A 23,216-nucleotide genomic window follows, 5' to 3' on the forward strand; every position below is an offset into this window, starting at 1 on the left:
CGGGGACGACGCAGCGCCGCACGCCGGTTGAAGGCGCGGCCGCCGGGGTCCATGCTCCCGGCACGCCATCCCGCGCGCCATCCCGCGCCGCGGGCCCCAGGAGGGCAAGAGCCCCATGACCATCCGCTTCCCCGACCCCGATCCCGCGATCCTCGCCCGCCGCGAGGCGATCCTGGCCGGTCTCGCCCCCCTGGTCGCGCCGGAGGCGCTGGTGGTGAGCGAGGACGAGCGCCGGGCCTTCGAGACCGACGGGCTGACCGCCTACCGGCAGATGCCCCTCGCCGTGGTGCTGCCCTCCACCACCGCGGAGGTCGCCGCCGTGATGGCCTACTGCCACGCCAACGGCGTGCGGGTCGTGCCCCGCGGCGCCGGCACGTCGCTCGCGGGCGGCGCCATCGCGCAGGCCGACGCGATCATCCTCGGCGTCGGCAAGATGACCCAGGTCCTCGACATGGACTTCGCCAACCGCACCGCCCGGGTGCAGAGCGGCATCACCAATCTCGCGATCTCCGGGGCGGTCAGCCACGAGGGCTTCTTCTACGCCCCCGACCCGTCGAGCCAGCTCGCCTGCACGATCGCCGGCAACATCGCGATGAATTCCGGCGGCGCGCACTGCCTGAAATACGGCGTGACCACCAACAACCTGCTCGGCGTCACCCTGGTGCTCAACGACGGCACCGTCGTGGAGATCGGCGGCCAGCACCTCGACAGCGGCGGCTACGACCTGCTCGGCCTCGTCTGCGGCTCGGAGGGGCAGCTCGGCATCGTCACCGAGGCGACCGTGCGGATCCTGCGCGCCGCCGAGGGGGCGCGGCCGGTGCTGGTCGGCTTCTCGAAGGTCGAGGACGCGGGCGCGTGCGTGGCGGCGATCATCGCGGCCGGGATCATCCCGGTGGCGATCGAGTACATGGACCGCGAGGCGATCCTGATCACCGAGGATTTCGCCCAGGCCGGCTATCCCCGCGACGCCGAGGCGATGCTGATCATCGAGGTCGAGGGCTCGGATGCCGAGTGCGACGCGATGCTGGCGCGGATCGAGACGATCGCCCGGGATTTCCACCCGACCAGCGTGCGGGTCTCGCGCTCGGAGGCGGAATCGGCCGCGATCTGGAAGGGCCGCAAGTCGGCCTTCGGCGCCACCGGCCGGATCTCCGACTACATCTGCATGGACGGCACGATCCCCACCGGCCAGCTCGGGCCGGTGCTGGAGCGGATCGGGTCGATCTGCGCCGAGAAGGGCCTGCGGGTCGCCAACGTGTTCCACGCGGGCGACGGTAACCTGCACCCGCTGATCCTGTTCGACATCAACAGGCCCGGCGAGCTGCAGAAGGCCGAGTCGGCGGGCGACGAGATCCTGAAGCTCTGCGTCGAGGTCGGCGGCTGTCTCACCGGCGAGCACGGGGTCGGCATCGAGAAGCGCGAGCTGATGCGCTTCCAGTACGATCAGGTCGACCTGGAGCAGCAGATGCGGGTCAAGGCGGTGTTCGATCCGGACTGGATGCTGAACCCCGCCAAGGTGTTCCCGCTGGACGGGCGCCTCGCGGCCTGAACCGGGCCGCGGGACGGGTCAGGCCAAGAGGTCTGGCCAAGAGGTCTGGCCAAGAGGTCCGGACCGGTGCGGGCGCGCTCGCGCCCGTCCGGCCCTCGCGGCCGCGCTCAGGCGGCCTCGACCTTGCGGCTCGCCCGGGCCTTGGTCGACGCGGTCGCGCCCTTGCGGCGGCCGGACGNCGGACGCGGGGGCGGCGGCCGTCTCCTCGGCGGGGGCCGCGGCGGCCTTGTCGCCCGCCGGGGACCGGCCCGGCTGGCCGAGGCCGAGGCTCTTGGCGAGCGCCGAGCGCTGCGCCGAGTAGTTCGCCGAAGTGGTCGGGTAATCGGCCGGCAGGCCGTAGCGCTCACGGTAGGTCTGCGGATCGAGGCCGTGCTTGGTCAGGTGACGCTTCAGCGTCTTGTACGACTTCCCGTCGATGAAGCTGACCAGTCCGTCGGGGCGGATCGACTTGCGGACCTGGGCGGGCGTCGGCCGCTCGACGCTCTCGGTCGCCGGAGCGACGGGGCCGGACCCGATCGTGTTCAGCGCCTCGTGGATGCTCGCGATCAGGGCCGGCAATTCGGCCGAGGGCAGCGAGTTGTTGGAAACGTAGGCCGCGACGACGTCCACGGTCCGCTCGATGAAATCCAATTGCGATGTCGGCGCAGCTTCTGACATTCTCTCGTTCCTCGGCACAAAAGCCTGATGGGGTCCCCACTTTCCGCGAGTTAAGACAGCGTCTGAAAAATGCAAGGCGATTCATACAATTATCTGTGATGTGACCGAAGTCTAACTCTGCATCACACGGCGAGGCTTACAGGGTATGGTTGCATTGGGAGCACTTGAGGGGCACTTCTGAGAGGCTTTATCGGTGTCCGTCCGGCGAATTCTAGTCGCTTCCTCGAAGCGGGTTTTCGCAGCCGGCAGAGACCTTTACCCCCAGGTCCGGGGCCGGATCTAGACGATCGTATAGGGTTGCCGCCCGGCCGGGCGGGCACAATGCGCAATCTTCGTACAGTTGTGCGCGCGCAGGTCGGCGCCCTGCGTCATTTTCGCAATCCGGTCGCGACCTATCGCGGCCTCAGGCGAAAGTCTTGCGCGGATCGAAGGCGTCCCGCACGGCCTCGCCGGCGAAGACGAGCAGGCTCAACATCACGGCGATGACCAGGAAGCCGGTCAATCCGAGCCACGGAGCGGTCAGATTGTCCTTGCCCTGCGCGAGAAGTTCTCCGAGGGACGGCGAGCCCGGCGGCAGGCCGAAGCCGAGGAAGTCGAGCGAGGTCAGCGTGGTGATCGAGCCGTTCAGGATGAACGGCAGGAAGGTCAGCGTCGCCACCATGGCGTTCGGCAGCAGGTGGACCGTCATGATCCGGATGTTCGACAGGCCCAGCGCCCGGGCGGCCCGGACATACTCGAAGTTCCGCGCCCGCAGGAACTCGGCGCGCACCACGCTCACGAGCGCGACCCACGAGAACAGCAGCATGATCCCGAGCAGGACGAAGAAGCCCGGGGCGATGAAGGCCGAGATGATGATGATCAGGTAGAGGGTCGGGATGCCGCCCCAGACCTCGATGAAGCGCTGGAAGGCGAGATCGACCCAGCCGCCGAAATAGCCCTGCACGGCGCCCGCGACGACGCCGATCACCGACGAGACCGCCGCCAGGATCAGGCCGAACAGGACCGAGATGCGGAAGCCGTAGATCACCCGCGCCAGCACGTCCCGCGTGGTGTTGTCGGTGCCGAGCCAGTGCCACGGGATGTCCGCGCAGGTGCTGCCGCCGAGCTTCTCGGCGACCGGCCGGCACTGCGCGTCCGTGAGCATCCAGGTCGGCGGCGACGGCGACGGCGTCGGCAGGTCCTCGTTGATCGTGTCGTACGAGAACGGGATCGGCGGCCACAGGGCCCAGCCGTTCGCCGCGATCTCCCGGCGGATCTCGGGGGAGCGGTAGTCGGTCGTGGCGAGGAAGCCGCCGAACTTCTCCTCGGGATAGTCGACCAGGACCGGGACCAGCCACTCGCCCTTGTAGGACATCACGATCGGGCGGTCGTTGGCGATGAACTCCGCGAACAGGCTGAGCACGAACAGGATCGTGAAGATCACGAACGATCCGTAGCCGAGCCGGTTGCGGCGGAAATTGTCGAGCCGGCGCCGGTTGAGCGGCGACAGGCGGGCGCGCCGGCAGGCGGCCTCGGGGAGGACCGGGGGCGGCGCCCCCTCGTCCGGTCGCAGGACCAGCGGCTGGGGGCCGGGCATCGCCGCGGGCACGACCTCGTTGTCGCCGGGACGCGTGACCTCGTTCATCCGTGCCGCCTCCGGGACCGGGCCGCCCGCGCGCCCGCCGCCCCGGGATCGGGGCGGCCGGCGGNGGCCGGCCGCGGGGCGGGGGCCGGGGACGCTCAGCCGTCGAGCCGGGTCGCGGTGCCGTCGATCTCGGTGGGACGCAGGTTGCCGCTGCGCTCCAGCCAGCCGCGCAGCAGCCGGACGTTGCGGCGGTTGGCCTTGAAGGCGGCGTCGAACAGGTCGCCCGCCACCGGCACCGCGCCGATCAGCCCGTCGAAGGCCACGTTCAGCCCCATCCGGGCCAGCAGCCAGCGCGGCGCGCTGAGGCGCTTCGCCTCGTAGACGATGAAGGACGAGATCACCATGCCGGCCACGTCGCCGATCACCGGCACGAGGCCGATCAGCGCGTCGAAGCCGACCCGCCGGTTGAGGCCCGGGATGACGAAGGCCGTGTCCATCAGATGGGCCAGCGTCTCCAGCCGGGCGAGGCTCGCCTCGCGGCCGAGATCCGCCGACAGGAAGGGGGGCCGGGTCCCGGAGCGGGTCTCGCCCCCGGGGAAGGTCTCGGCACGGGCGAAACGCCCGGCCTGGGCAGCCTGGGTGAAGTCCATGGTCGGGATCCGTCGGGAAGCCATCGTCCCCAACGATGTGGCCCCCCGCCCGGATCCCCGCAAGGACGGCGCCCGCGTGGACCGTGCCGCCCGTCGAGCCGTCGCTCGCGCCGTGCCTCACGCCGGCGCTCATGCCGTCCCCTCGGGGAGCCCGCGCATGCGGTCGAGCGCCGCATCCAGGGTCGCGTCGTCCTTGGCGAAGCAGAGCCGGACGAGGACCCGCACGGAGGCGTCCGGGTAGAAGGCGCTCACGGGGATCGCCGCGACGCCGTGACGGGTGACGAGCGCCTCGCAGAAGGCCACGTCGTCGGCGTGGCCGCGCGCGGCGATGTCGACGTTGAGGAACCACGTGGCCTGGGCCGGCAGCACCGTGAAGCCGAGGCCGCGCAGGCCGTCCGCGAGCCGGTCGCGGGAGCGGGCGTAGCCGGCCCGCATGGCGTCGAACCACGGGGCCGGCTTACCCAGCCCGTAGGCGACGGCCTCCTGGAGATTCGGGGGCGTGGTGAAAGTGAGGAACTGGTGCGCCTTGGCGAGCCCGCGCATCAGCCGGGCATCGGCCATCACGAAACCGACCTTCCAGCCGGTGAGCGAGAAGATCTTGCCGGCCGAGCCGATCTTGACGGTCCGCTCCCGCATCCCCGGCAACGCCATCAGCGGCCGGTGGCGCGCGCCGTCGAACACCACGTGCTCCCAGACCTCGTCGCAGAGGGCGGTCACGTCGAAGCGCTGGCAGTAGCGGGCCAGCAGGTCGAGGTCCTCCGGCGCGAACAGGGTGGCGCTCGGGTTGAGGGGATTGTTCAGCACCACGACCCGGGTCCGCGCCCCGAAGGCCTCCGCCAGCGCGGCCTCGTCGAGGCGGAACGCCGGCGGTCGCAGCGGCACGATCCGCGGCACGCCGCCGGCCCTTCGGACCAGGGGCAGGTAGGCGTCGTACATCGGCGCGAACAGCACGACCTCGTCGCCGGGCTCGATCAGCGCCAGGAGCGCGCCGGCCAGGGCCTCGGTCGCCCCGGAGGTGACCATCACCTCGGTCTCCGGGTCGAGGACGAGCCCCTGGTGCTGCGCGTAATGGTCGGCGACCGCCGCGCGCAGGGCCGGCAGGCCCATCATCGGCGGGTACTGGTTCCAGCCGTCCAGCAGCGCCCGGGCGCCCCGCGCGCGCACGTCCTCCGGACCGGGATCGTCCGGGAAACCCTGGCCGAGATTGATCGCGCCGTGGACCCGCGCGAGCCGCGACATGGTCTCGAACACGGTGGTGGGCAGCGCGTCGAAGACGGGGTTGATGAAGGCGGGCTTCATGCGGCGCGGCGAACGGCGCGGCCCGGGGTGCGGCCCGGGGTGCGGCTCGCGGCGCCGGGCATCGAGAAGGTCGGCATGGCGGGTCTCGGCATCGCCGGCCTGTAGCATGGTCCAGCATGGCCGTCGCGCGTCGCGGCATGTGCGCGGTCGCACAGACCTGGTCTCCGGCGCGCCAGCGTCGGCTGACGAATGTTGACATTCATCACCCGTCTCGTAGGTTCGGGTCACGGCCGGAGTGGCGCACTCGCCGACGGGGCTTCGCCCCCTCGCCCCGTCAGCGGGGTGCCGCTCCGGTCCCCAGAAGGGCCATCGACTTGCGGGTCGGTGGCCCTTTCGGCATGCGCGGCGGTGCCTGCCCCGAACACCCGCCGATCCTCGGGCCGGCCTCCCGGATACGACGATGCGGCCCTCCTCACGCGCGTTCCTCGGCTGCCTGGTCCTGGCACTGCTGATCGGCGGCCTCGGACTCGGCCTGCGCCGCGCCGTGGCCGTCGCCCCGGTCGATCCGCCGTTCCGGGCGGTGCTGCGCGCTTATGCAGCACCGGAGGCGGCGGGCGGGCCGCAGCAACACGACTGAAACGTCGCCGCCCTAGTGACGGCGCATTGGCCGGGCACCGGTGGAGCGCACCGCGAGGTGCGCGAGCGGCGCGACCGCGGGCGACCATGTCGCCGCGGTAAGGAGCCGTTCGGGGCCCGGACAGCTTTATGGGCTTACGCTCCCGCAGACGGGATCGGAGCCGCCGGTTCCCGCGGGATCGGGCGGCTTCAGGACGGGCTTCCGGGACGCGGCGTTCCGGGGGCGGCATGGGGGCTTGGACAGCGAGGGATAGGGTGCCGCCGGTCGCGCTGACGACCGTCCTGTGCTCTAGTCAGGCATGAACGAGAGTTCACCGATCCGGACCGACACGGCCCGCGCCTACCAGCCCGGCGAGGCCCCCGCGCGCGAGGTCCGGACGCGGCGCTTCCGGCCGATCCGCTGGCTCGTGATCCTGGTGCTGCTCGCCGGCGCCGGGGCGATCGGCCACCGCTGGTACGAGGCGCGCACCGACAAGGGCGCGGGGCCCGCGACGGCGCATCGGACCGGCGGACGCGGCGGCCGGCACGGCGGCTCCGACATGCCGCAGGCGGTGGGCATCGCCGGCGTCACGACCGGCGACATGCCGGTGGTGCTGCAGGGCCTCGGCACCGTGACGCCGCTCGCCACCGTGACGGTGAAGTCGCAGATCAGCGGCTACCTCACGCAGGTGCAGTTCCGCGAGGGCCAGATGGTCAAGGCGGGCGACGAACTCGCCCGGATCGATTCCCGGCCGTACGAGGCCCTGCTCGCCCAGTACCAGGGCCAGCTCGCCCGCGACCAGGCGCTCCTGCAGAACTCAAAGCTCGACCTGCAGCGCTACCAGACGCTGAACCGGCAGGACTCGATCTCCAAGCAGAACGTCGACACGCAGGGTGCGCTGGTGAAGCAGAACGAGGGCACGGTCGCGGCCGACCAGGCGCTCGTCGATCAGCAGAAGCTCAACATCGCCTACACGCACATCACGTCGCCGGTGGACGGCCGGGTCGGCCTGCGGCAGGTCGACCAGGGCAACTACATCTCGGCCGCCTCGACGGCGATCGTGGTGGTGACCCAGTTGCACCCGATCTCGGTGGTGTTCACCCTGCCGGAGGACGACGTGGCGCGGGTGATGCGGCAGGTGCGCGCCGGCGCGAAGCTCACCGTGCGGGCCTACGACCGCGGCGACGCCCACGAGATCGCCACCGGCCGCCTCGACACGGTCGACAACCAGATCGACACGACCACCGGCACGGTGAAGCTGCGCGCGCTGTTCGACAACGCCGACGAGGAGCTGTTCCCGAACCAGTTCGTCAACGCCAAGCTGACCGTCGACACGGTGCGGGGCGCGACGCTCGTGCCGAATTCCAGCCTGCTCCAGGGCACGCCCGGCACCTACGTCTACCTGATGGACGGGGACAGCAAGGTCACGGTCCGGCCGATCAAGACCGGCGAGACCGACGGGACCCACACCGTGGTGGTCTCCGGCCTGAACCCGGGCGACCGCGTCGTCACGGACGGCACCGACCGGCTGAAGGACGGCGCGCCGGTCCGGATCACCGAGGGCGCACAGGCGGCGGCCGGCGACGGCAAGGCGGCCGAGGCGAAGCCGGATGGCAAGGGGGACGTGAAGTCGGGCGCACCGACCGAGGCCGCGGCGCCGGATTCGCAAGGGACAGCGGAGGGCGGTCGTCGGCACCGGCGCCGTCAGGCGCAGTGAGGGCGGCTCCGGCGCGACGCGCCCTCCTCGGTGGGGAGAGGGACAACGGGAGCGCGTCATGAACCCGTCCCGCCTGTTCATCCTGCGGCCGGTGGCCACGACGCTCTTGATGCTGGCGATCCTGATCGTCGGCGGCGTGTCGTACCTGAACCTGCCGGTCTCGGCGCTGCCGGCGGTCGACTACCCGACGATCCAGGTCCAGACCTTCTATCCCGGCGCCAGCCCCGAGGTGATGACCTCCTCGGTCACCGCGCCGCTGGAGCGGCAGTTCGGCCAGCTCGCCAACCTCAACCAGATGACCTCGCAATCCTCGGCGGGCGCCTCGGTCATCACCCTGCAATTCAGCCTCGACCTGCCGCTGGACATCGCCGAGCAGCAGGTCCAGGCGGCGATCAACGCCGCCGGCAACCTCCTGCCCTCGGACCTGCCGGCGCCGCCGATCTACGCCAAGGTCAACCCGGCCGACGCGCCGGTCCTGACGCTCGCGCTGACCTCCAAGACCCTGCCGCTCACCCAGGTGCGGGATCTGGCGGAATCGCGGTTGGCTCAAAAAATCAGCCAGGTGGCGGGCGTCGGCCTCGTGAGCATCTCGGGCGGCCAGCGCCCGGCCGTGCGGGTGCGGTTCAACGCAAGGGCGCTCGCCGCCTACGGGCTCAACATCGACGACCTGCGCACCACCATCACCAACCTCAACGTCAACACGCCGAAGGGCACGATCGACGGGCCGAAGCAGTCCTACGCGATCAACGCCAACGACCAGATCCGCGACCCGAAGGCCTACGACGCGGCGATCATCGCCTACCGCAACGGCGCCCCGGTGATGCTCTCGGAGGTCGCCGACGTGGTCGAGGGGCCGGAGAACACCAAGCTCGGCGCCTGGGCCGACGCGACGCCGGCGGTGATCCTCAACATCCAGCGCCAGCCCGGCGCCAACGTCATCGCCACCGTCGACAAGATCAAGGCGCTGCTGCCGCAACTCCAGGCGAGCCTGCCGGCCGCCGTCGCGGTGGCGCCGCTCACGGACCGGACCACCACGATCCGCGCCTCCGTGGAGGACGTGCAGTTCGAGCTCGGCCTCGCCATCGCGCTCGTGGTGCTGGTGATCTTCCTGTTCCTGCGCAGCCTGTCGGCGACCCTGATCCCGAGCCTGTCGGTGCCGCTGTCGCTGGTCGGCGCCCTGTCGGTGATGGACCTGTACGGCTTCTCCCTCGACAACCTGTCGCTGATGGCGCTGACCATCGCCACCGGCTTCGTGGTCGACGACGCCATCGTGGTGATCGAGAACATCGCCCGCCACGTGGAGGCCGGCGATTCACCGCTTGAAGCGGCGCTGAAGGGCTCCCGCGAGATCGGCTTCACCATCATCTCGCTCACCGTCTCGCTGATCGCCGTGCTGATCCCGCTCCTGTTCATGGGCGACGTGGTCGGGCGGCTGTTCCACGAATTCGCCATCACGCTGGCGGCCACGATCGTCATCTCGGCGGTTGTGTCGTTGACCCTGGTGCCGATGCTGTGCGCCCGGCTCCTGAAGCACGTTCCCGAGGCGGCCCACCGCCGGGAGGGCGTCCTCTCACGCCTGGGCCGGCGCGCCATCGACGGCACGATCGCGTCCTACGGCCGCTCCCTGCGGGTCGTCCTGAACCACCAGGGCCTGACGCTGCTGGTGGCCCTCGGCACGCTCGGGCTCACGATCTACCTGTTCGCGGTGATCCCGAAGGGCTTCTTCCCCGTGCAGGACACGGGCGTGATCCAGGGCATCACCCAGGCCGACCAGTCGGTCTCCTACGCCGCCATGGCCGAGCGCCAGCAGCGCATGGCCGAGATCGTCCTCAAGGACCCGGACGTGGCGAGCCTGTCGTCGTTCATCGGGGTCGACGGCCAGAACGTCACGCTCAATTCCGGCCGGATGCTGATCAACCTGAAGCCGCGCGAGGAGCGCACCGCGACGGCCAGCGCGATCATCCGGCGGATCTCGGCGGCCACCGCGAACCAGCCCGGCATGCGGCTCTACATGCAGCCGGTCCAGGACCTGACCATCGACACCGCGGTCTCGGCGACCCAGTACCAAGTGATCCTGGAGAGCCCGAACATCGACGATTTCGAGACCTGGGTGCCGCGCTTCACCGAGGCGCTGGCGCAGTCCCCCGTGGTCACCGACGTGGCGAGCGACCACCAGGGCCAGGGGCTCGCCGCCTACGTGACCATCGACCGGCCCACCGCCGGCCGCTACGGCATCACCCCGGCCACCATCGACAACGCCCTCTACGACGCCTTCGGGCAGCGGATCATCTCGACGATCTTCACCCAGTCCAACCAGTACCGGGTGATCCTGGAGGCCGACCCGAAGCTGCACACGACGCTCCGCAGCCTCGACGCGATCTACCTGCCCTCGTCGACGGCGACCAACGGGCAGGTGCCGCTCTCGGCGGTCGCGCGGATCAGCGAGCGGCGGGCGCCGCTGCTGATCTCGCATCTCGGCCAGTTCCCCGCGACCACCGTGTCGTTCAACCTCGCGCCCGGCGCGGCGCTCGGTCAGGCGGTCGAGGCGATCGACAAGGTCAAGGCCGAGATCGGGCTGCCGCCCTCGTTCCGGGTGGTGCCACAGGGCTCGGTCTTCGCCTTCCAGTCGGCGCTCGGCAACGAGCTGTTCCTGGTGCTGGCGGCGATCGTCACGGTCTACATCGTGCTGGGCGTGCTCTACGAGAGCTTCATCCACCCGATCACGATCCTCTCGACCCTGCCGTCGGCGGGGATCGGCGCGCTGCTCGGCCTGATGCTGTTCGGCCTGTCGCTCGACATCATCGCGGTGATCGGCATCGTGCTGCTGATCGGCATCGTGAAGAAGAACGCCATCATGATGATCGACTTCGCGCTCCAGGCGGAGCGCGAGGACGGGATGGAGCCCCGCGAGGCGATCTTCCAGGCCTGCCTCCTGCGCTTCCGGCCGATCCTGATGACGACGCTGGCGGCGCTGTTCGCCGCGGTGCCGCTGATCCTCGGCACCGGCGTCGGCTCGGAGCTGCGCCAGCCGCTCGGCATCTGCATCGCGGGCGGCCTGATCGTCAGCCAGGTGCTGACGCTGTTCACGACGCCGGTGATCTACTTGGCCTTCGACCGGCTGGAGCGGCGGATCTCGGGGCGGCGGGGGCCGGATCTCGCGCCCGGCGAGGCGCTGCCGTGAACATCTCCGAGCCGTTCATCCGGCGGCCGGTGGCGACCACGCTGCTCACGATCGGCGTGCTGCTCGCCGGGCTGTTCGCCTTCCTGAAGCTGCCGGTGGCGCCGCTGCCGCAGATCGACTTCCCCGTGATCCTCGTCCAGGCGCAGATGGCCGGGGCCTCGCCCGACACCATGGCGACCACCGTGGCGGCCCCCCTGGAGCGGCGGCTCGGCGCCATCGCGGACGTCAACGAGATGACGTCCACGAACTCCCTCGGCTCGACCCGGATCGTGCTGCTGTTCGGCCTGAACCGCGACATCGACGGCGCGGCCCGCGACGTCCAGGCCGCCATCAACGCGGCGCGCGCCGACCTGCCCGCCTCGCTCCGGCAGAACCCGACCTACCGGAAGTTCAACCCCGCCGACACGCCGATCATCATCCTCGGCATGACCTCGGAGACGCTGACCCGCGGCCAGGTCTACGATTCCGCCGCCACGGTGGTGCAGCAGAAGCTGTCGCAGCTGCCGGGCGTCGGCAACGTCGATATCGGCGGCTCGTCCCTGCCGGCGGTGCGGGTCGAACTCGACCCCACGGCCCTGTTCAACTACGGCATCGGCCTCGAGGGCATCCGGGCGGCGCTCGCCTCCGCCAACGCCAACTCGCCCAAGGGCGAGATCGACGCGGGCGACCGCCGCTACCAACTCTACGCCAACGACCAGGGCCGCAAGGCCGCCGATTACCGCGACATCATCGTGGCCTACCGCAACGGCGCCGCGGTGAAGCTCACCGATGTCGGTCAGGTGCTCGACGGGGTCGAGGACAAGCGCAACCTCGGCATCGTCAACGGCAAGCCGGGCGTGCTGCTGTTCGTCTACAAGCAGCCCGGCGCCAACGTGGTCGAGACCATCAAGGCCGTGAAGGAGGCGCTGCCGCAGATCACCGCGGCACTCCCCGGCGGCATCGACATCAAGCTCACCGGCGACCGCAGCGCCACGATCCGCGCCTCGCTCTCGGCCACCGAGGAGACCCTGCTGGTGGCGGTCGGCCTCGTGATCCTCGTGGTGTTCGCCTTCCTGCGCTCCTGGCGGGCCACGCTGATCCCGGCGGTCGCCGTGCCGATCTCGATCGTCGGCACCTTCTCGGCGATGTACCTGCTGAACTACTCGCTCAACATCCTGTCGCTCACCGCTTTGATCATCGGCACCGGCTTCGTGGTCGACGATGCCATCGTGGTGCTGGAGAACGTCCAGAGGCACATCGAGGCGGGCAAGCCCCGGCTCCAGGCGGCCCTGATCGGCGCCCGGGAGGTCGGCTTCACGGTGATCTCGATGAGCCTGTCGCTCATCGCGGTGTTCCTGCCGATCCTGCTGATGGGCGGCCTCGTCGGCCGCATCTTCCAGGAATTTTCCGTCACGCTGTCGCTGTCGATCCTGATCTCGCTGGTCCTGTCGCTCACCACCACGCCGATGATGTGCGCCCGGCTGCTGCGGGCCGAGGGGCACGCTCCGGACGGCAAGCCCGTCTCAAGCCGCCGGCCGAACCTTCTGATCCGGATGCTGGAAGGCGGCTTCTCCCGGCTGCTCGGCGCCTACGCGCGGACGCTGGAGGTGGCGCTCGCCCATCCGCGCCTCGTCCTGCTGAGCCTGCTCGCCACGGTCGGGCTCAACGTCTACCTCTACATCATCGTCCCGAAGGGCTTCTTCCCGGAGCAGGATACCGGGCAGATGATGGGCGGCATCCAGGCCGACCAGCGCATCTCGTTCCAGTCGATGGAGCACAAGCTCAAGCAGGCGACCGCGATCGTCGGGGCGGATCCGGCGGTGGAGAGCGTCGTCGGCTTCACGGGCGGCCGCGGCACCAACTCGGCCAACGTGTTCGTCGGCCTGAAGCCGCTCAACGAGCGGGCGCCGATCTCGGCCGTGATGGCGCGGCTGCGGCCGAAGCTCGCGCAGGTCGCGGGCGCGCGCCTCTACGTCTTCCCCCGCCAGGACCTGCAGATGGGCGGCCGCCAGAGCTTCGCCCAGTACCAGTACACCCTCCAGGGCGACACCGCCGAGGAGCTGTTCGCCGCCGCCCCGAAGCTGGTGGCGGCCCTGCAGAAGGATCCGACCTTCGCGGACGTGACCTCCGACCAGCAGGAGGGCGGGCTGGAGAGCCGGGTCGTGATCGACCGGGCGACCGCGTTCCGCTACGGCATCACGCCGAACAAGATCGACAACACCCTCTACGACGCCTTCGGCCAGCGCCAGGTCTCGACGATCTACAACCCGCTGAACCAGTACCACGTCGTGATGGAGATCGCGCCGCGCTACCTGGAGACGCCGGAGACGCTCAAGCAGATCTACGTCTCGACTTCGGGCGGCAACGCGCCGGGCTCGGCCACCACCAACGCGGTCGCCGGCACGGTGGCGGCGGGCGGGACCGTCAACACCAACGCGGCGACCGGCACCAGCAGCCCGGGCAGCGGGTCGTCGGCGAGCGCCGCGCCCGGTGAGCGCCGCGGCCGCGCCGAGGCCGGCGGTCAGCACGCTGCGGCGCCGCGTCCCGGCCGCGGGGGATCGCGCGAGGTGAGGTTCGTCCAACGGCATCTCGTCCGAGCAGGTCCGGCCCGGCCGGGCCGGATCGGGGGTCGCAGGTAGCACGTGCGTGCCGGTTCTCGAAAGCCGCGGGCGGGCGGAGCAGTTCCGTCGCGCCTCGAAACCGGCGCGCGCCCGTGCTAGGCGCCCGGGATGCACACCCAGCCCGCCGTCACCCTGCACACCGTCTGCGGCCTGGAGGAGCTGGCCGGCCACGGCGCGCGCGGCGTGAGCCACGTCCTGTCGCTGCTCGATCCCGGAACGCCGGAGCCCGCGGCCTTCACCGCCTACGGCGCCCACGCCCGGACGACCCTCCGGTTCCACGACTGCCTCGGCCCCGGCGAGGGCCTCGTCCCGCCCGAACCGGAGCACGTCGCGGCGATCCTGGAGTTCGGGCGGGCGCTCGACGGCGCCGGCCATCTCCTCGTCCACTGCCATTACGGCCTGTCGCGCTCCACCGCGGCGCTGCTGACCCTGTTCGCGCAGGCCGAGCCGGACGCGCCCGCCGCCGGCCTGGTGGAGCGCCTGCACGCCCTGCGCGAGCCGGCCTGGCCGAACGCGCGCATGATCGGCTTCGCCGACGCGATGCTGGGGCGGGACGGGGAACTCAGCGCGGCGGTGCGGCGGCTGCACGCCCTGCAGCTGCGGGTCCGCCCGCATCTCGCCGAGCTGCTGCGGGGGCTCGGCCGCGGCGCGGAGGTCGAGGCCGCAGAGACCTTGTGAGGGCGCCTGGGAGGGGTCCGCCCCTCACTTCCCGGCCGGCGTGAAGCTCCCGTCCTTCCACACGTAGAGCACGTAGCCCTGCGCGGTGACGTCGCCCTTGGCGTCGAAGCCGACGGTGCCGAGCACGAGATCGAAGCGCTCGGTGTGCAGCGCCTGCGCGATGGGCTTCGGCTCGGTGGAGTGGGCGAAGTTGCCGGCCGCCACCAGCGCCTGCATGGCCGCGTACCCGTAGATCGTCGAGCCGGTGGGATCGACGCCCTCGGCCTTGAAGGCCTTCACGACGGTCGCGGCGGCGGGCTGCCGGCTCGGGTCGAGGTAGAAGGTCATCAGCACGCCGTTGCTGGCCGATCCGGCGATCTTGGCGAAATCCGGCGTGGCGATGGCCGAGGTGCCGAACCATTGCGGCCGGAAGCCCCGGTCCGCCGCGATCTTGACGAGACGGCCCATCTCGGCGGCGTCGCCGCCGTAGTAGACGACCTCGATCCCGGCGCCCTTGAGCCGGTCGGCCAGGGCGGCGTCGTCGGCGTCGCTCGGCGAGAACGACAGGAACAGCGCCTCGTTCACGCCGATGCGGTTGAGGTTGTCCTTGGTGGCGGCCGCGAGGCTGCGGGCCGCCGGCGTCTGGTCCTGGATCAGCGCGATCTTCCGGTCGCGGAACCGCTCGGCCAGCACGGCGGCGGACAGGCGCGCCTGATCGTCGTCGCGGCCGCAGACGCGGAAGATGTTCGGGAGCCCCCGGTCGGTGAGCCGCGCCGCCACCGAGGCGGCGGTGATCATCACCACCCCGTTCTGGGCGTAGATGTCGGAAGCGGCGATGGAGGCGTTGGAGCAGACATGGCCGACGACGAGGCGGACGTTCGACCGAACGAAGTGGTTGGCCACCGCCATCGCGGTGTTCGAGTCGCAGGCGTCGTCCTGCACGTCGAGGGTGACGGGCTGGCCGTCGAGGCCGCCCATGGCGTTGGCGTCCCGGGCGGCGGCCTCGACGCCGCGCAGGACCTGCTCGCCGACCGCCACGTAGGGACCAGACCGCGGAACCGCGACGCCGACCACCACGTCGGCCACCGCTTGGGTGGCCGGCAGGAGCGCGAGACACAGGCTCAGGGCGATCAGCGCGGGCCGGAGCGGCCCGTGGGCGGGGACGAAACGTCCGATCTTCATCGGGCTCTTCTGGGCATCCTTGCGCGACACGTCGGCGCGACGGCGGATGCGGCTCCGTAGCCTCGATCCCGCCCCGCACCCAGTGCCCATACGCGAGGACGCGGCGAAACGCGATTTTTTTCCGCGGCGGTCCTGTCGACGACCCGGCGCCTACTTCGCGTAGGCGTAGGCGGTCGCGGCGGAGGCGACCGGTCCGGTGACGCCGTTGAAGGCGGTGAGGACCTTCTGGACCTCGGTGAAGGGCGCGTTCGACACGTAGACCAGGTCGCGGTTGCGCATGCGGAACGCCTGGGACACGAACAGGCTGTTGGGGTCGCGCATGTCGATCCGGTAGACGACCGGCACCAGCGGCGTGCCGAGCAGCTTCGAGCCGGGGCTGAGCCGGCGCACGACGCTGGCGGGCTCGAACCGGAAGATGAAGGTGCCGGCCGGGTCGGCGGCGAAGTCCGANACCGGCGCCGCTGTCCCGGCGGCCGGCCGGCACAGGGCGACCGCCAGCGCCATCGCCGGCAGGTCGATCGCCGTGGCGAGCCACAGGCCGGGCTGGATCACGCCGTGCAGCAGCGCGCCCGCGAGGACGAAGGCCGCCAGGGCGAGGGACACGGAGGCGAGGATCCCCGTCCGCGGCGCGGCGACGGCGTAGGTGAGATAGCTGACGGTGACCGCGCCGAGCCCCTCCACCGAGCCGATCGCCGCGTCGGCGGCGAAGCGCTCGCCCTGTTCGGCGGCGAGGTAGATCGAGATCGGCGCCGAGGTGAGCGGCAGGCCCGAGAGCAGGCCGCCGACGAGGCTGCCCCACCGGCGCGCGGCCGCCGACACGGCCCACATCAGGGTCGGCGTGACGACGATCTTGGCGGCGATCAGGCTCATGGCGACCGGCGGGGCCCGGGGCCTCAGGCCGCCTGAGGCGGCCCGTCATCCTCCGGGTCGGCGGGCGAGTTGAGGATATCCTCCAGCTCGTCGACCAGCCGGTCGACCTGGTCCTCCGTGGCCAGCACCTTCAGCACCTCGCCGGTCTCCGTCTCGACGGCCAGCTCGATATGCGGCCCGACCCGGGCGGTCAGGATCCGGGCCAGGATCTTGATTGCACTCATGCGACTGCCTCCTCCGCGGCGATGAGGCCGACCGCCACCGCCGGTCCACAGGTCGAGATCCCGTCGCGCGCGCCGCCGATCCGGTCCGCCAGCAGCGCCACGAGCGGCGTCGCGGACCGGCCGAGCCGCTCGGCGAGGCGGGCGCCCACGAAGGCGCCGGCGCCGCACAGGACGAGGGGCGCGTCGGCGCCCAGATCGGGCCGGCTGAGGATCTCCGCCGCCGCGTCGTGCAGCAGGCGCAGCTGCGCCTCGGCGAAGTGGGCGGCGAGCGCCGTCCAGGCCGTTTCGGGCGCCTCGGCCCGGTCCCGCCCGACGATCCGCGCGAGCCGGGTCACGCTCTCGGCGACCGTCTTGCCCTTGCGGTCGCCGCTCGGCTGCTGGTCAGCGCCCTCGGGGAGCTGGCCGAGGATGCGGTAGACGTCCGCCATGTGGGCGAAGGTCTCGGTCATCAGCCGGGTCCGGCGGCCCGCGAAGGGGGCGTGGTCGGACAGGGCGATCACCGGCGTGCGCACCGCGCCGGTATAGACGAGCTCGCCGGTCTCCAGCCGCTCGGCGTCGCTGTAGCCGGTCGCGGCCGGCCGCCCGCCGACGACGGGAATCAGGTCGGCGGTGGTCGAGCCGATATCGATGAGGAGCGCGTCCGGGACGTGCCGGCCGGCGAGCGCCGCGGTGGCGTGCCAGTTGGCCGAGGCCACGTCCGCCGACAGGGAGGCGGCCGACTCGGGGGTGACGAGGCCGGAGCGGCCGGCATAGATCCGCACGGTCCCGGCGAGGTGCGACCCGGCCCATCCGGCGAGCGCCGCGACGCCGTCGCGCCGGTCGGCGAAGCAGTCGGTCAGCTCGCCCGTCATGGTCACGGCGTGGAGGGCCGCGCCGCGGGCCCAGGCGGGGGCAGCCTCCAGCGCCCGGTCGAGGGCCGGCAGGCCCTGCCAGAGCGGGCACGGCACCTGCGCGGCGGCCGCGACCCGGCCGTCCTCGACCAGGGCGACCTTGACGTGGACCCCGCCGAGGTCCCACCCGATCGTCGTTGGGTTTGATGAGCGCATGGGACCGCGATGAGCGCCTCGATGGACCACAGGATCGGGCGCCCCGGCTTCGCGGTGATCCCGGTGCTCGATCTCCGGGGCGGCCGCGTGGTGCGGGCGCGCCGGGGCGAGCGCTCCTCCTATGCCCCGATCGAGACGCCGTTGGCAAAGGGCTCGGCGCCGGACGCGGTGGCCCGCGGGCTGGTCGACGCGTGGCCCGCCGCGATCCTCTACGTCGCCGATCTCGACGCGATCATCGATCGCGCCCCACCCGATCTCCGCGCCCTGGAGGCGATCGCCCGCGCCTGCCCGGGCGTCAGCCTGTGGGTCGATGCGGGCTTCGCCGAGCCTGCGGGCGTCGACGCGTTCCTGGCCTCCGGCGTGGGCCGCCCGGTGATCGGCAGCGAGAGCCAGGCGGATGCCGACCTCGTGACGCGGCTCGGCGACCGGGCGGTGTTCTCCCTCGACACGCGCGGCGCGGAGCGGCTCGGCCCGGCGGCCCTCCACGACGATCCCGCGCTCTGGCCCCCGGAGGTGATCGCCATGACGCTGGCGCAGGTCGGCGCCGGGGCGGGCCCGGACCTCGCGGCCCTGGGAGCCCTGCGGGCGCGGGCGCCGGAGCGCCGCCTCTACGCGGCGGGTGGCGTACGCGGCCCGGACGACCTGCGGGCGCTGCGGGCGGCCGGGATCGCCGGGGCGCTGGTCGCCTCGGCTCTCCACGACGGCACCCTGTCCCGGGCAACGGCGCCCGACCTCGCCTGACGCTTCCGGCCCGGGCCGGCGGCTGCTAAACCGCCCGGCAGAGAGACCACCGACACGAGCCGTCAGACGATGGAAAAGTTCACCACCCTGGAGGGCGTCGCGGCGCCCCTGCGGACGATCAACGTCGATACCGACCGGATCATCCCGGCGAAGTACCTGAAGACGATCCGGCGGACCGGACTCGGCAAGAGCCTGTTCGCCGAGATGCGCTACCGCGAGGACGGCTCCGAGAACCCGGACTTCATCCTCAACCAGCCCGCCTACCGCAACAGCAAGATCCTGGTCTGCGGCGACAATTTCGGCTGCGGCTCGTCCCGGGAGCACGCGCCGTGGGCACTGGCCGATTTCGGCATCCGCTGCGTGATCTCCACGAGCTTCGCCGACATCTTCTTCAACAACTGCGCGAAGAACGGAATCCTGGCGATCGTCGTGTCGCCCGAGGATCTGGAGAAGCTCTTCGAGGACGCCGAGCGCGGCGCGAACGCCACCCTGACGGTCGATCTGGCGGCGCAGACGATCCGGGGACCGGACGGCGGGACCCTGCATTTCGACGTCGACGAGGGCCGCAAGCACAACCTGCTGAACGGCCTCGACGAGATCGGGCTGACGCTGGAGCGCGTCTCGTCCATCGACGCCTACGAGCAGAAGCTCGCTCAGCGCGCGTGGGCCTGAGCGGCCGGATCCGCGTCCCGACGGCGGCCGCGTCGCGCCGAGGCGACCGCCGGTCCGGATCCCGCGCCCGGCCTCACCCGAGCCGCATGGACAGCTCGACGTCGTCGGCGAACGGCACCGACAGGTAGCCGCGGCTCGGCGCGCGCACCCGCGCCAGGTAGTCCGGGCTGTGGTCCGCGTTGTCGGCGACCACCAGGGCCCCCGGTCCGAGGCGGCTCTCGACGAGGCTCAGAACCTCGGGATAGAGGCCCTTCGCCCCGTCGAGGAGCAGCAGGTCGACCGAGTCGGGCAGGTCGAGGCCGAGGGTCTGGAGGGCGTCGCCCTCCCGGAACTCGACGAGGTCCGCCAGCCCGGCCTCCATCAGGTTCGCCCGCGCCCGCACCACCTTGGACGGCTCGAACTCGCAGGTGATGAGCCGCCCGCCGCCGTTGTCGCGCAGGGCCGCGGCGAGGTGCAGGGTCGAGAGGCCGAAGGAGGTGCCGAACTCGACGATCGTCCGCGCCCGGCGGGTCCGGGCGAGCATGTAGAGCAGCCGGCCGGTCTCCCGCGAGACCGCGAGGGGCATGTCCTTGAGCCGGCCGTAGAAGTCCCGGTAGCCGGTGCGGCTGCCCATGAGGCGCGCCCGCTCGTCCGCCGAGAGATCGCCGATGGCGCTCAACGGAGAAGAAGCCTCCGCGTGCGCGAAGAGACTGTCCAGCAGTGACGCGATACGCGGTTCGGCGAGTGTGGATGCTGAGCGTGACATGGCGCGTTGCTTTCCGTCTTGCGTGTTCGACTGAACGCGACGCAGAGTACCGGCGCCCCCTGCCCGCGCCTATTCGCGTTCCGAGCCCCGCCCCATGCCCGACCGGCCAAGCCTCGGAATCTCCAAGCGAAAGCAGCCGCGGCAGGCGCGCTCCAGCGACCTCGTCGCGGCCGTTCTGGAGGCCGCCGCTCAGGTTCTGGCGGAGGTCGGCGCGGCGCGCTTCACGACCGCGCGGGTCGCCGAGCGCGCCGGCGTCAGCATCGGCTCGCTCTACCAGTACTTCCCCAACAAGGCGGCGATCCTGTTCCAGCTCCAGAGCGACGAGTGGCGGGACACCTCCGCGCTCCTCGCCGGCATCCTGACGGATCCCGACCTGGCGCCCGGGGCGCGCCTGCGCGCCGCCGTCCACGCCTTCGTGCGCTCGGAATGTGCGGAGGCCGCGATGCGCCGGGCCCTCGACGCGGCCGCCCCGGCCTATCGCGACGCGCCGGAGGCCGCGGAGCCGCAGCTGGCCGGCTCACAGGCCTTCCGCGACTTCCTGCGCGCGGCACGGCCCGCGGCTCCCGAGGCCGACCTGCGGGTCGCGGGCGAGATCATCGCGATGACGCTCGGCGAGGTCGGCGAGCGCATCTCGGAGACGGTCCGGACCGAGGCGGACATGATGACCTTCGCGGATGCCCTGGCCGACATGCTCTGCGCCTATCTGGACCGCTTCGGCAGCCCAGGCCGGGCTGGCGGGCCGTCCTGAAGGCGCGCACCCCGCCCTGCGAGGAGGGTGGCGCGCGGCCCTGTCCCAGTCGGCTCAGACGGACTCACCGGTGAACGCCTCGAAGGCGCGGGCGTTATAGACCTGGGCGACGCCGGCGTTCAGCGCCACCGCCACGCCCAGCGCCTCCACGACCTCCTCCTCGCTCGCGCCGGCCTTGCGGGCGGCATCGGAATGCACGGCGATGCAGCCGCCGCACCGGGTCGTCACCGCCACCGCGAGAGCGATCAGCTCGCGGGTCTTCGCGTCCGGCTCGCGCGCGGCCGGGGCCGCCGCGGCGAGCTGGACGTGGGCCTCGAGGAGTTCTGGACTCACCGCACCGATGCGCCCGAGCGTGCTGACGAGTTCGGCGCCGTTGATTCCAGTCCTTCATCAGGCGTCCCGTCTCCCTGCCCTGTGGGCCGGCCGCTGACGGACCGGGTCCGAGTCAACCGACCGATTGGTAGGCAAGTGGGTCAAGGTGCGGCGGGTTTCCTCACCGTTCGTTAACCCACATGTCGCCTGAATCCGCGCCCAGACTCCGTTCCGCATCGTGAGGATCGTCAGCATGCCGAAGCACCCGACGGGACCGAGGACGGCGCGCGCGCTCGGGCTGCTCGCCGGCATCGCGATCCTGCCCCTGGCGAGCCTGCCGGCGCGGGCCGATTTCGACAGCTGCCTCGCCGGCATCCAGTCCCAGGCCGCGGCCGCGGGCGTCTCGGCGCAGACCTTCCGGGCCGCCACGAGCGGCATCAGCTACGACGACAAGGTGATCGAGCTGTCCCAGGCGCAACCCGAGTTCAAGACGCCGATCTGGGACTACATGGCGGCGCTCGTCGACGACGAGCGCGTCGAGGACGGGCGCGCGGCCATGCGCCAGAACGCGGCCGCGCTCGCCCAGGCCGAGTCGCGCTACGGGGTCGACCGCTACACGATCGCGGCTGTCTGGGGCGTCGAGTCGAATTTCGGCAAGAACCTCGGCAAGATGCCGCTGGTGCAGTCCCTAGCGACGCTGGCCTGCTCGAACAACCGCCGCCGGGACTTCTTCCGCGGCGAGCTGATCGCCACCCTGCGGATCATCGAGCGGGGCGACATCGCGCCGGAGCGGCTGACCGGCTCCTGGGCGGGCGCGTTCGGCCAGACCCAGTTCATGCCGACCACCTATCACCGCCTCGCGGTCGACGGCGACGGCGACGGCCGGCGCGACGTGGTCGATTCGGTGGCCGACGCCGTCGCGTCCACCGCCAATTTCCTGCACGTCGCCAAGTGGCAGCACGGTCAGGTCTGGGGCTACGAGGTCAAGCTGCCCCGCGGCTTCAACGTCGGCGCCGCCGGACGCAAGAACAAGAAGCCGATCGCCCACTGGGCCTCGCTCGGCGTCACCCGCGCCGATGGCCGCCCGCTCTCGGGTGAGGGTCCCGCCGGCATCATCGCGCCCGCCGGGATCGACGGCCCGGCCTTCCTGGTAACCCGGAACTTCGACGCGATCTACTCGTACAACGCCGCCGAATCCTACGGCCTCGCCATCGCGGTCCTGTCCGACCGGCTGCGCGGCAAGCCCGGCGTCCAGGCGGCCTGGCCGACCGACGACCCGCCCCTGTCGCGGGCCGAGCGCCGCGACCTCCAGACCCGGCTGGCCGCCCGCGGCTACGACGTCGGCGAGCCGGACGGCAAGGTCGGCCAGAAGACGCGCGACGCCATCAAGGACGTGGAGCGCCGGCTCGGCATGACGCCCACGGGTCGTGCCGGCGGCAAGGTTCTGGAGGCCCTGCGCGGCGGATGAGCCGGCGGCTGATCACCTCGGGCTCCCCGTTCGAGCGGGATTACGGCTACTCCCGGGCGGTGGTCGACGGCGACACCGTCTACCTGTCCGGGACGACGGGCTACGACTACGCCACGATGACCATGCCCGAAGGCGCTGCCGCGCAGGCCGAGGCCTGCTGGCGGACGATCCGCTCGGTTCTCGCCGAGGCCGGGACCGGTCTCGGCGGCCTCGTGCGCGCCACCTACTACGTCACCGACCGGGACGATGCCGAGGCCGTGCTGGCGGTCTGCGGGCGGGTGCTGGCGGATGTCCGGCCCGCCGCCACGATCGTGATCGTGGCGGGCCTCCTGCGCCCCGAGATGCGCGTCGAGATCGAGGTGACCGCGCGGATCGGCTAGACGCCCGATCGCGCCCGGCCGTCGCGGGCGGTCGGGCCGCTCCGTCGCGGCAGAGGCGGCGCGATCTCAGGTCTTCCATCGCCGCTCGGCCGTCCGCTCCTGCGCCCGGTGCAGACCGCGTGGCGACGCCGCGCCTCTTCGCCCGCCCTGCGTCGATGGTCCCTCCACCTTTCAGATCTCGTATCGGATCCCCGAGCTCGCGTTGACATGGGTGCGCGGATTCATCAGGTCTCACCGCAGTGTTGCCGTTGTCGGCAATCTTCCGGAATGTATCACGATCAGGATATTCTCGCGCAATACTCTGTAAATCAGGTTAATCGCGCAGATCGCGCTCACGGTATCGCTCTTCGGGTTCATCGGCACTGCCGGACCGCGACTGTATTGCGAGACACTGCTGT

Annotated in this window: 19 protein-coding genes and 2 pseudogenes; 11 read left to right on the forward strand and 10 right to left on the reverse strand. The window is 71.5% G+C overall.

The window, feature by feature from the left end:
* The first annotated feature begins 115 nt into the window (after positions 1 to 115).
* Positions 116 to 1,549: an FAD-linked oxidase C-terminal domain-containing protein gene (locus MMR14E_RS12875; protein ID WP_331314791.1), complete on the forward strand. Its 1,434-nt coding sequence runs from the start codon at positions 116 to 118 to the stop codon at positions 1,547 to 1,549.
* Between the two features lie 18 nt (positions 1,550 to 1,567).
* On the opposite strand, the gene MMR14E_RS12880 is transcribed toward MMR14E_RS12875, so the two are convergent.
* The 4 genes from MMR14E_RS12880 to MMR14E_RS12895 all read right to left on the reverse strand — a co-directional run bounded on the left by MMR14E_RS12880 (position 1,568) and on the right by MMR14E_RS12895 (position 5,719).
* The gene (locus MMR14E_RS12880; RefSeq protein ID WP_419539338.1) at positions 1,568 to 2,206 is read right to left on the reverse strand and encodes a MucR family transcriptional regulator; all 639 of its coding nucleotides are present in this window, start codon (positions 2,204 to 2,206) and stop codon (positions 1,568 to 1,570) included.
* 403 nt (positions 2,207 to 2,609) lie between these two features.
* The gene (locus tag MMR14E_RS12885) at positions 2,610 to 3,830 is read right to left on the reverse strand and encodes an ABC transporter permease (protein WP_331314793.1); all 1,221 of its coding nucleotides are present in this window, start codon (positions 3,828 to 3,830) and stop codon (positions 2,610 to 2,612) included.
* A gap of 95 nt (positions 3,831 to 3,925) precedes the next feature.
* On the reverse strand, positions 3,926 to 4,420 hold the full coding sequence (locus tag MMR14E_RS12890; protein ID WP_331314795.1) for a DUF4112 domain-containing protein: 495 nt from the start codon (positions 4,418 to 4,420) through the stop codon (positions 3,926 to 3,928).
* A 129-nt stretch (positions 4,421 to 4,549) separates the two neighbouring features.
* Positions 4,550 to 5,719 carry an aminotransferase gene (locus MMR14E_RS12895; protein WP_331314797.1) on the reverse strand — a complete coding sequence of 390 codons (1,170 nt, stop codon included), beginning with the start codon at positions 5,717 to 5,719 and terminating at the stop codon, positions 4,550 to 4,552.
* Positions 5,720 to 6,119: 400 nt separating this feature from the next.
* Here MMR14E_RS12895 and MMR14E_RS12900 point away from each other — a divergent pair, with 400 nt between their 5' ends.
* From MMR14E_RS12900 to MMR14E_RS12920, 5 genes and pseudogenes are all read left to right on the forward strand, one after another.
* Positions 6,120 to 6,296 carry a hypothetical protein gene (locus MMR14E_RS12900; protein ID WP_331314799.1) on the forward strand — a complete coding sequence of 59 codons (177 nt, stop codon included), beginning with the start codon at positions 6,120 to 6,122 and terminating at the stop codon, positions 6,294 to 6,296.
* A 298-nt stretch (positions 6,297 to 6,594) separates the two neighbouring features.
* Positions 6,595 to 7,992 carry an MdtA/MuxA family multidrug efflux RND transporter periplasmic adaptor subunit gene (locus tag MMR14E_RS12905; protein WP_331314801.1) on the forward strand — a complete coding sequence of 466 codons (1,398 nt, stop codon included), beginning with the start codon at positions 6,595 to 6,597 and terminating at the stop codon, positions 7,990 to 7,992.
* A 58-nt stretch (positions 7,993 to 8,050) separates the two neighbouring features.
* A complete protein-coding gene (locus MMR14E_RS12910; RefSeq protein WP_331314803.1) occupies positions 8,051 to 11,173 on the forward strand; it encodes an MdtB/MuxB family multidrug efflux RND transporter permease subunit in 3,123 nt (1,040 codons plus the stop codon).
* A pseudogene (locus tag MMR14E_RS12915) lies at positions 11,170 to 13,579 on the forward strand (efflux RND transporter permease subunit); the annotation flags it as partial. The gene MMR14E_RS12910 and the pseudogene MMR14E_RS12915, both read left to right, overlap by 4 nt.
* A 302-nt stretch (positions 13,580 to 13,881) precedes the next feature.
* Positions 13,882 to 14,451: a protein-tyrosine-phosphatase gene (locus tag MMR14E_RS12920; protein ID WP_331314808.1), complete on the forward strand. Its 570-nt coding sequence runs from the start codon at positions 13,882 to 13,884 to the stop codon at positions 14,449 to 14,451.
* Positions 14,452 to 14,475: 24 nt separating this feature from the next.
* Here MMR14E_RS12920 and MMR14E_RS12925 read toward each other — a convergent pair whose 3' ends face one another.
* The 4 genes from MMR14E_RS12925 to MMR14E_RS12940 form a co-directional block, all read right to left on the reverse strand.
* Positions 14,476 to 15,612, reverse strand: coding sequence for a branched-chain amino acid ABC transporter substrate-binding protein (locus tag MMR14E_RS12925; RefSeq protein WP_331314809.1), 1,137 nt, complete (start codon positions 15,610 to 15,612; stop codon positions 14,476 to 14,478).
* 150 nt (positions 15,613 to 15,762) lie between these two features.
* A complete protein-coding gene (locus tag MMR14E_RS29250) occupies positions 15,763 to 16,482 on the reverse strand; it encodes a hypothetical protein (RefSeq protein WP_419539339.1) in 720 nt (239 codons plus the stop codon).
* 23 nt (positions 16,483 to 16,505) lie between these two features.
* Positions 16,506 to 16,706, reverse strand: coding sequence for a hypothetical protein (locus MMR14E_RS12935; protein ID WP_012317969.1), 201 nt, complete (start codon positions 16,704 to 16,706; stop codon positions 16,506 to 16,508).
* Positions 16,703 to 17,752, reverse strand: coding sequence for a hydantoinase/oxoprolinase family protein (locus tag MMR14E_RS12940; RefSeq protein ID WP_331314811.1), 1,050 nt, complete (start codon positions 17,750 to 17,752; stop codon positions 16,703 to 16,705). The genes MMR14E_RS12935 and MMR14E_RS12940 overlap by 4 nt, the downstream gene beginning before the upstream one ends.
* 9 nt (positions 17,753 to 17,761) lie before the next feature.
* On the opposite strand from MMR14E_RS12940, the gene MMR14E_RS12945 reads away from it, so the two are divergent.
* Entirely contained in the window at positions 17,762 to 18,493 is a 732-nt protein-coding gene (locus MMR14E_RS12945; RefSeq protein ID WP_331314813.1) for a HisA/HisF-related TIM barrel protein, read from the forward strand.
* A gap of 69 nt (positions 18,494 to 18,562) precedes the next feature.
* Positions 18,563 to 19,165, forward strand: a complete 603-nt coding sequence (gene leuD, locus MMR14E_RS12950) for a 3-isopropylmalate dehydratase small subunit (RefSeq protein WP_029359938.1) — start codon at positions 18,563 to 18,565, stop codon at positions 19,163 to 19,165.
* 73 nt (positions 19,166 to 19,238) lie between these two features.
* Here the strand turns inward: leuD and MMR14E_RS12955 are convergent, their stop codons facing one another.
* Positions 19,239 to 19,910: an O-methyltransferase gene (locus MMR14E_RS12955; protein WP_331314818.1), complete on the reverse strand. Its 672-nt coding sequence runs from the start codon at positions 19,908 to 19,910 to the stop codon at positions 19,239 to 19,241.
* A gap of 94 nt (positions 19,911 to 20,004) precedes the next feature.
* Between MMR14E_RS12955 and MMR14E_RS12960 the strand changes: the two genes are divergently transcribed.
* Positions 20,005 to 20,658 carry a TetR family transcriptional regulator gene (locus MMR14E_RS12960; RefSeq protein WP_331314820.1) on the forward strand — a complete coding sequence of 218 codons (654 nt, stop codon included), beginning with the start codon at positions 20,005 to 20,007 and terminating at the stop codon, positions 20,656 to 20,658.
* Positions 20,659 to 20,712: 54 nt separating this feature from the next.
* Here MMR14E_RS12960 and MMR14E_RS12965 read toward each other — a convergent pair.
* Positions 20,713 to 21,049: pseudogene (locus MMR14E_RS12965) on the reverse strand (carboxymuconolactone decarboxylase family protein).
* A gap of 174 nt (positions 21,050 to 21,223) precedes the next feature.
* On the opposite strand from MMR14E_RS12965, the gene MMR14E_RS12970 reads away from it, so the two are divergent.
* Both MMR14E_RS12970 and MMR14E_RS12975 read left to right on the forward strand, forming a co-directional pair.
* Positions 21,224 to 22,438, forward strand: a complete 1,215-nt coding sequence (locus tag MMR14E_RS12970) for a lytic murein transglycosylase (protein ID WP_331314822.1) — start codon at positions 21,224 to 21,226, stop codon at positions 22,436 to 22,438.
* On the forward strand, positions 22,435 to 22,818 hold the full coding sequence (locus MMR14E_RS12975) for a RidA family protein (RefSeq protein WP_331314825.1): 384 nt from the start codon (positions 22,435 to 22,437) through the stop codon (positions 22,816 to 22,818). The genes MMR14E_RS12970 and MMR14E_RS12975 overlap by 4 nt, the downstream gene beginning before the upstream one ends.
* Positions 22,819 to 23,216 lie beyond the last annotated feature (398 nt).

The organism is Methylobacterium mesophilicum (assembly GCF_036441335.1).
GTDB classification, from domain to species: Bacteria; Pseudomonadota; Alphaproteobacteria; order Rhizobiales; family Beijerinckiaceae; genus Methylobacterium; species Methylobacterium mesophilicum_B.

Coding starts and splice junctions, on each gene's coding strand:
- MMR14E_RS12925 (WP_331314809.1), bottom strand. CDS start 15,612: ATGAAGATCGGACGTTTCGTCCCCGCCCACGGGCCGCTCCGGCCCGCG.
- MMR14E_RS12890 (WP_331314795.1), bottom strand. CDS start 4,420: ATGGACTTCACCCAGGCTGCCCAGGCCGGGCGTTTCGCCCGTGCCGAG.
- MMR14E_RS12970 (WP_331314822.1), top strand. CDS start 21,224: ATGCCGAAGCACCCGACGGGACCGAGGACGGCGCGCGCGCTCGGGCTG.
- MMR14E_RS12920 (WP_331314808.1), top strand. CDS start 13,882: ATGCACACCCAGCCCGCCGTCACCCTGCACACCGTCTGCGGCCTGGAG.
- MMR14E_RS12945 (WP_331314813.1), top strand. CDS start 17,762: ATGAGCGCCTCGATGGACCACAGGATCGGGCGCCCCGGCTTCGCGGTG.
- MMR14E_RS12875 (WP_331314791.1), top strand. CDS start 116: ATGACCATCCGCTTCCCCGACCCCGATCCCGCGATCCTCGCCCGCCGC.
- MMR14E_RS12900 (WP_331314799.1), top strand. CDS start 6,120: ATGCGGCCCTCCTCACGCGCGTTCCTCGGCTGCCTGGTCCTGGCACTG.
- MMR14E_RS12885 (WP_331314793.1), bottom strand. CDS start 3,830: ATGAACGAGGTCACGCGTCCCGGCGACAACGAGGTCGTGCCCGCGGCG.
- MMR14E_RS12905 (WP_331314801.1), top strand. CDS start 6,595: ATGAACGAGAGTTCACCGATCCGGACCGACACGGCCCGCGCCTACCAG.
- MMR14E_RS12935 (WP_012317969.1), bottom strand. CDS start 16,706: ATGAGTGCAATCAAGATCCTGGCCCGGATCCTGACCGCCCGGGTCGGG.
- leuD (WP_029359938.1), top strand. CDS start 18,563: ATGGAAAAGTTCACCACCCTGGAGGGCGTCGCGGCGCCCCTGCGGACG.
- MMR14E_RS12895 (WP_331314797.1), bottom strand. CDS start 5,719: ATGAAGCCCGCCTTCATCAACCCCGTCTTCGACGCGCTGCCCACCACC.
- MMR14E_RS12940 (WP_331314811.1), bottom strand. CDS start 17,752: ATGCGCTCATCAAACCCAACGACGATCGGGTGGGACCTCGGCGGGGTC.
- MMR14E_RS12955 (WP_331314818.1), bottom strand. CDS start 19,910: ATGTCACGCTCAGCATCCACACTCGCCGAACCGCGTATCGCGTCACTG.
- MMR14E_RS12910 (WP_331314803.1), top strand. CDS start 8,051: ATGAACCCGTCCCGCCTGTTCATCCTGCGGCCGGTGGCCACGACGCTC.
- MMR14E_RS12975 (WP_331314825.1), top strand. CDS start 22,435: ATGAGCCGGCGGCTGATCACCTCGGGCTCCCCGTTCGAGCGGGATTAC.
- MMR14E_RS12960 (WP_331314820.1), top strand. CDS start 20,005: ATGCCCGACCGGCCAAGCCTCGGAATCTCCAAGCGAAAGCAGCCGCGG.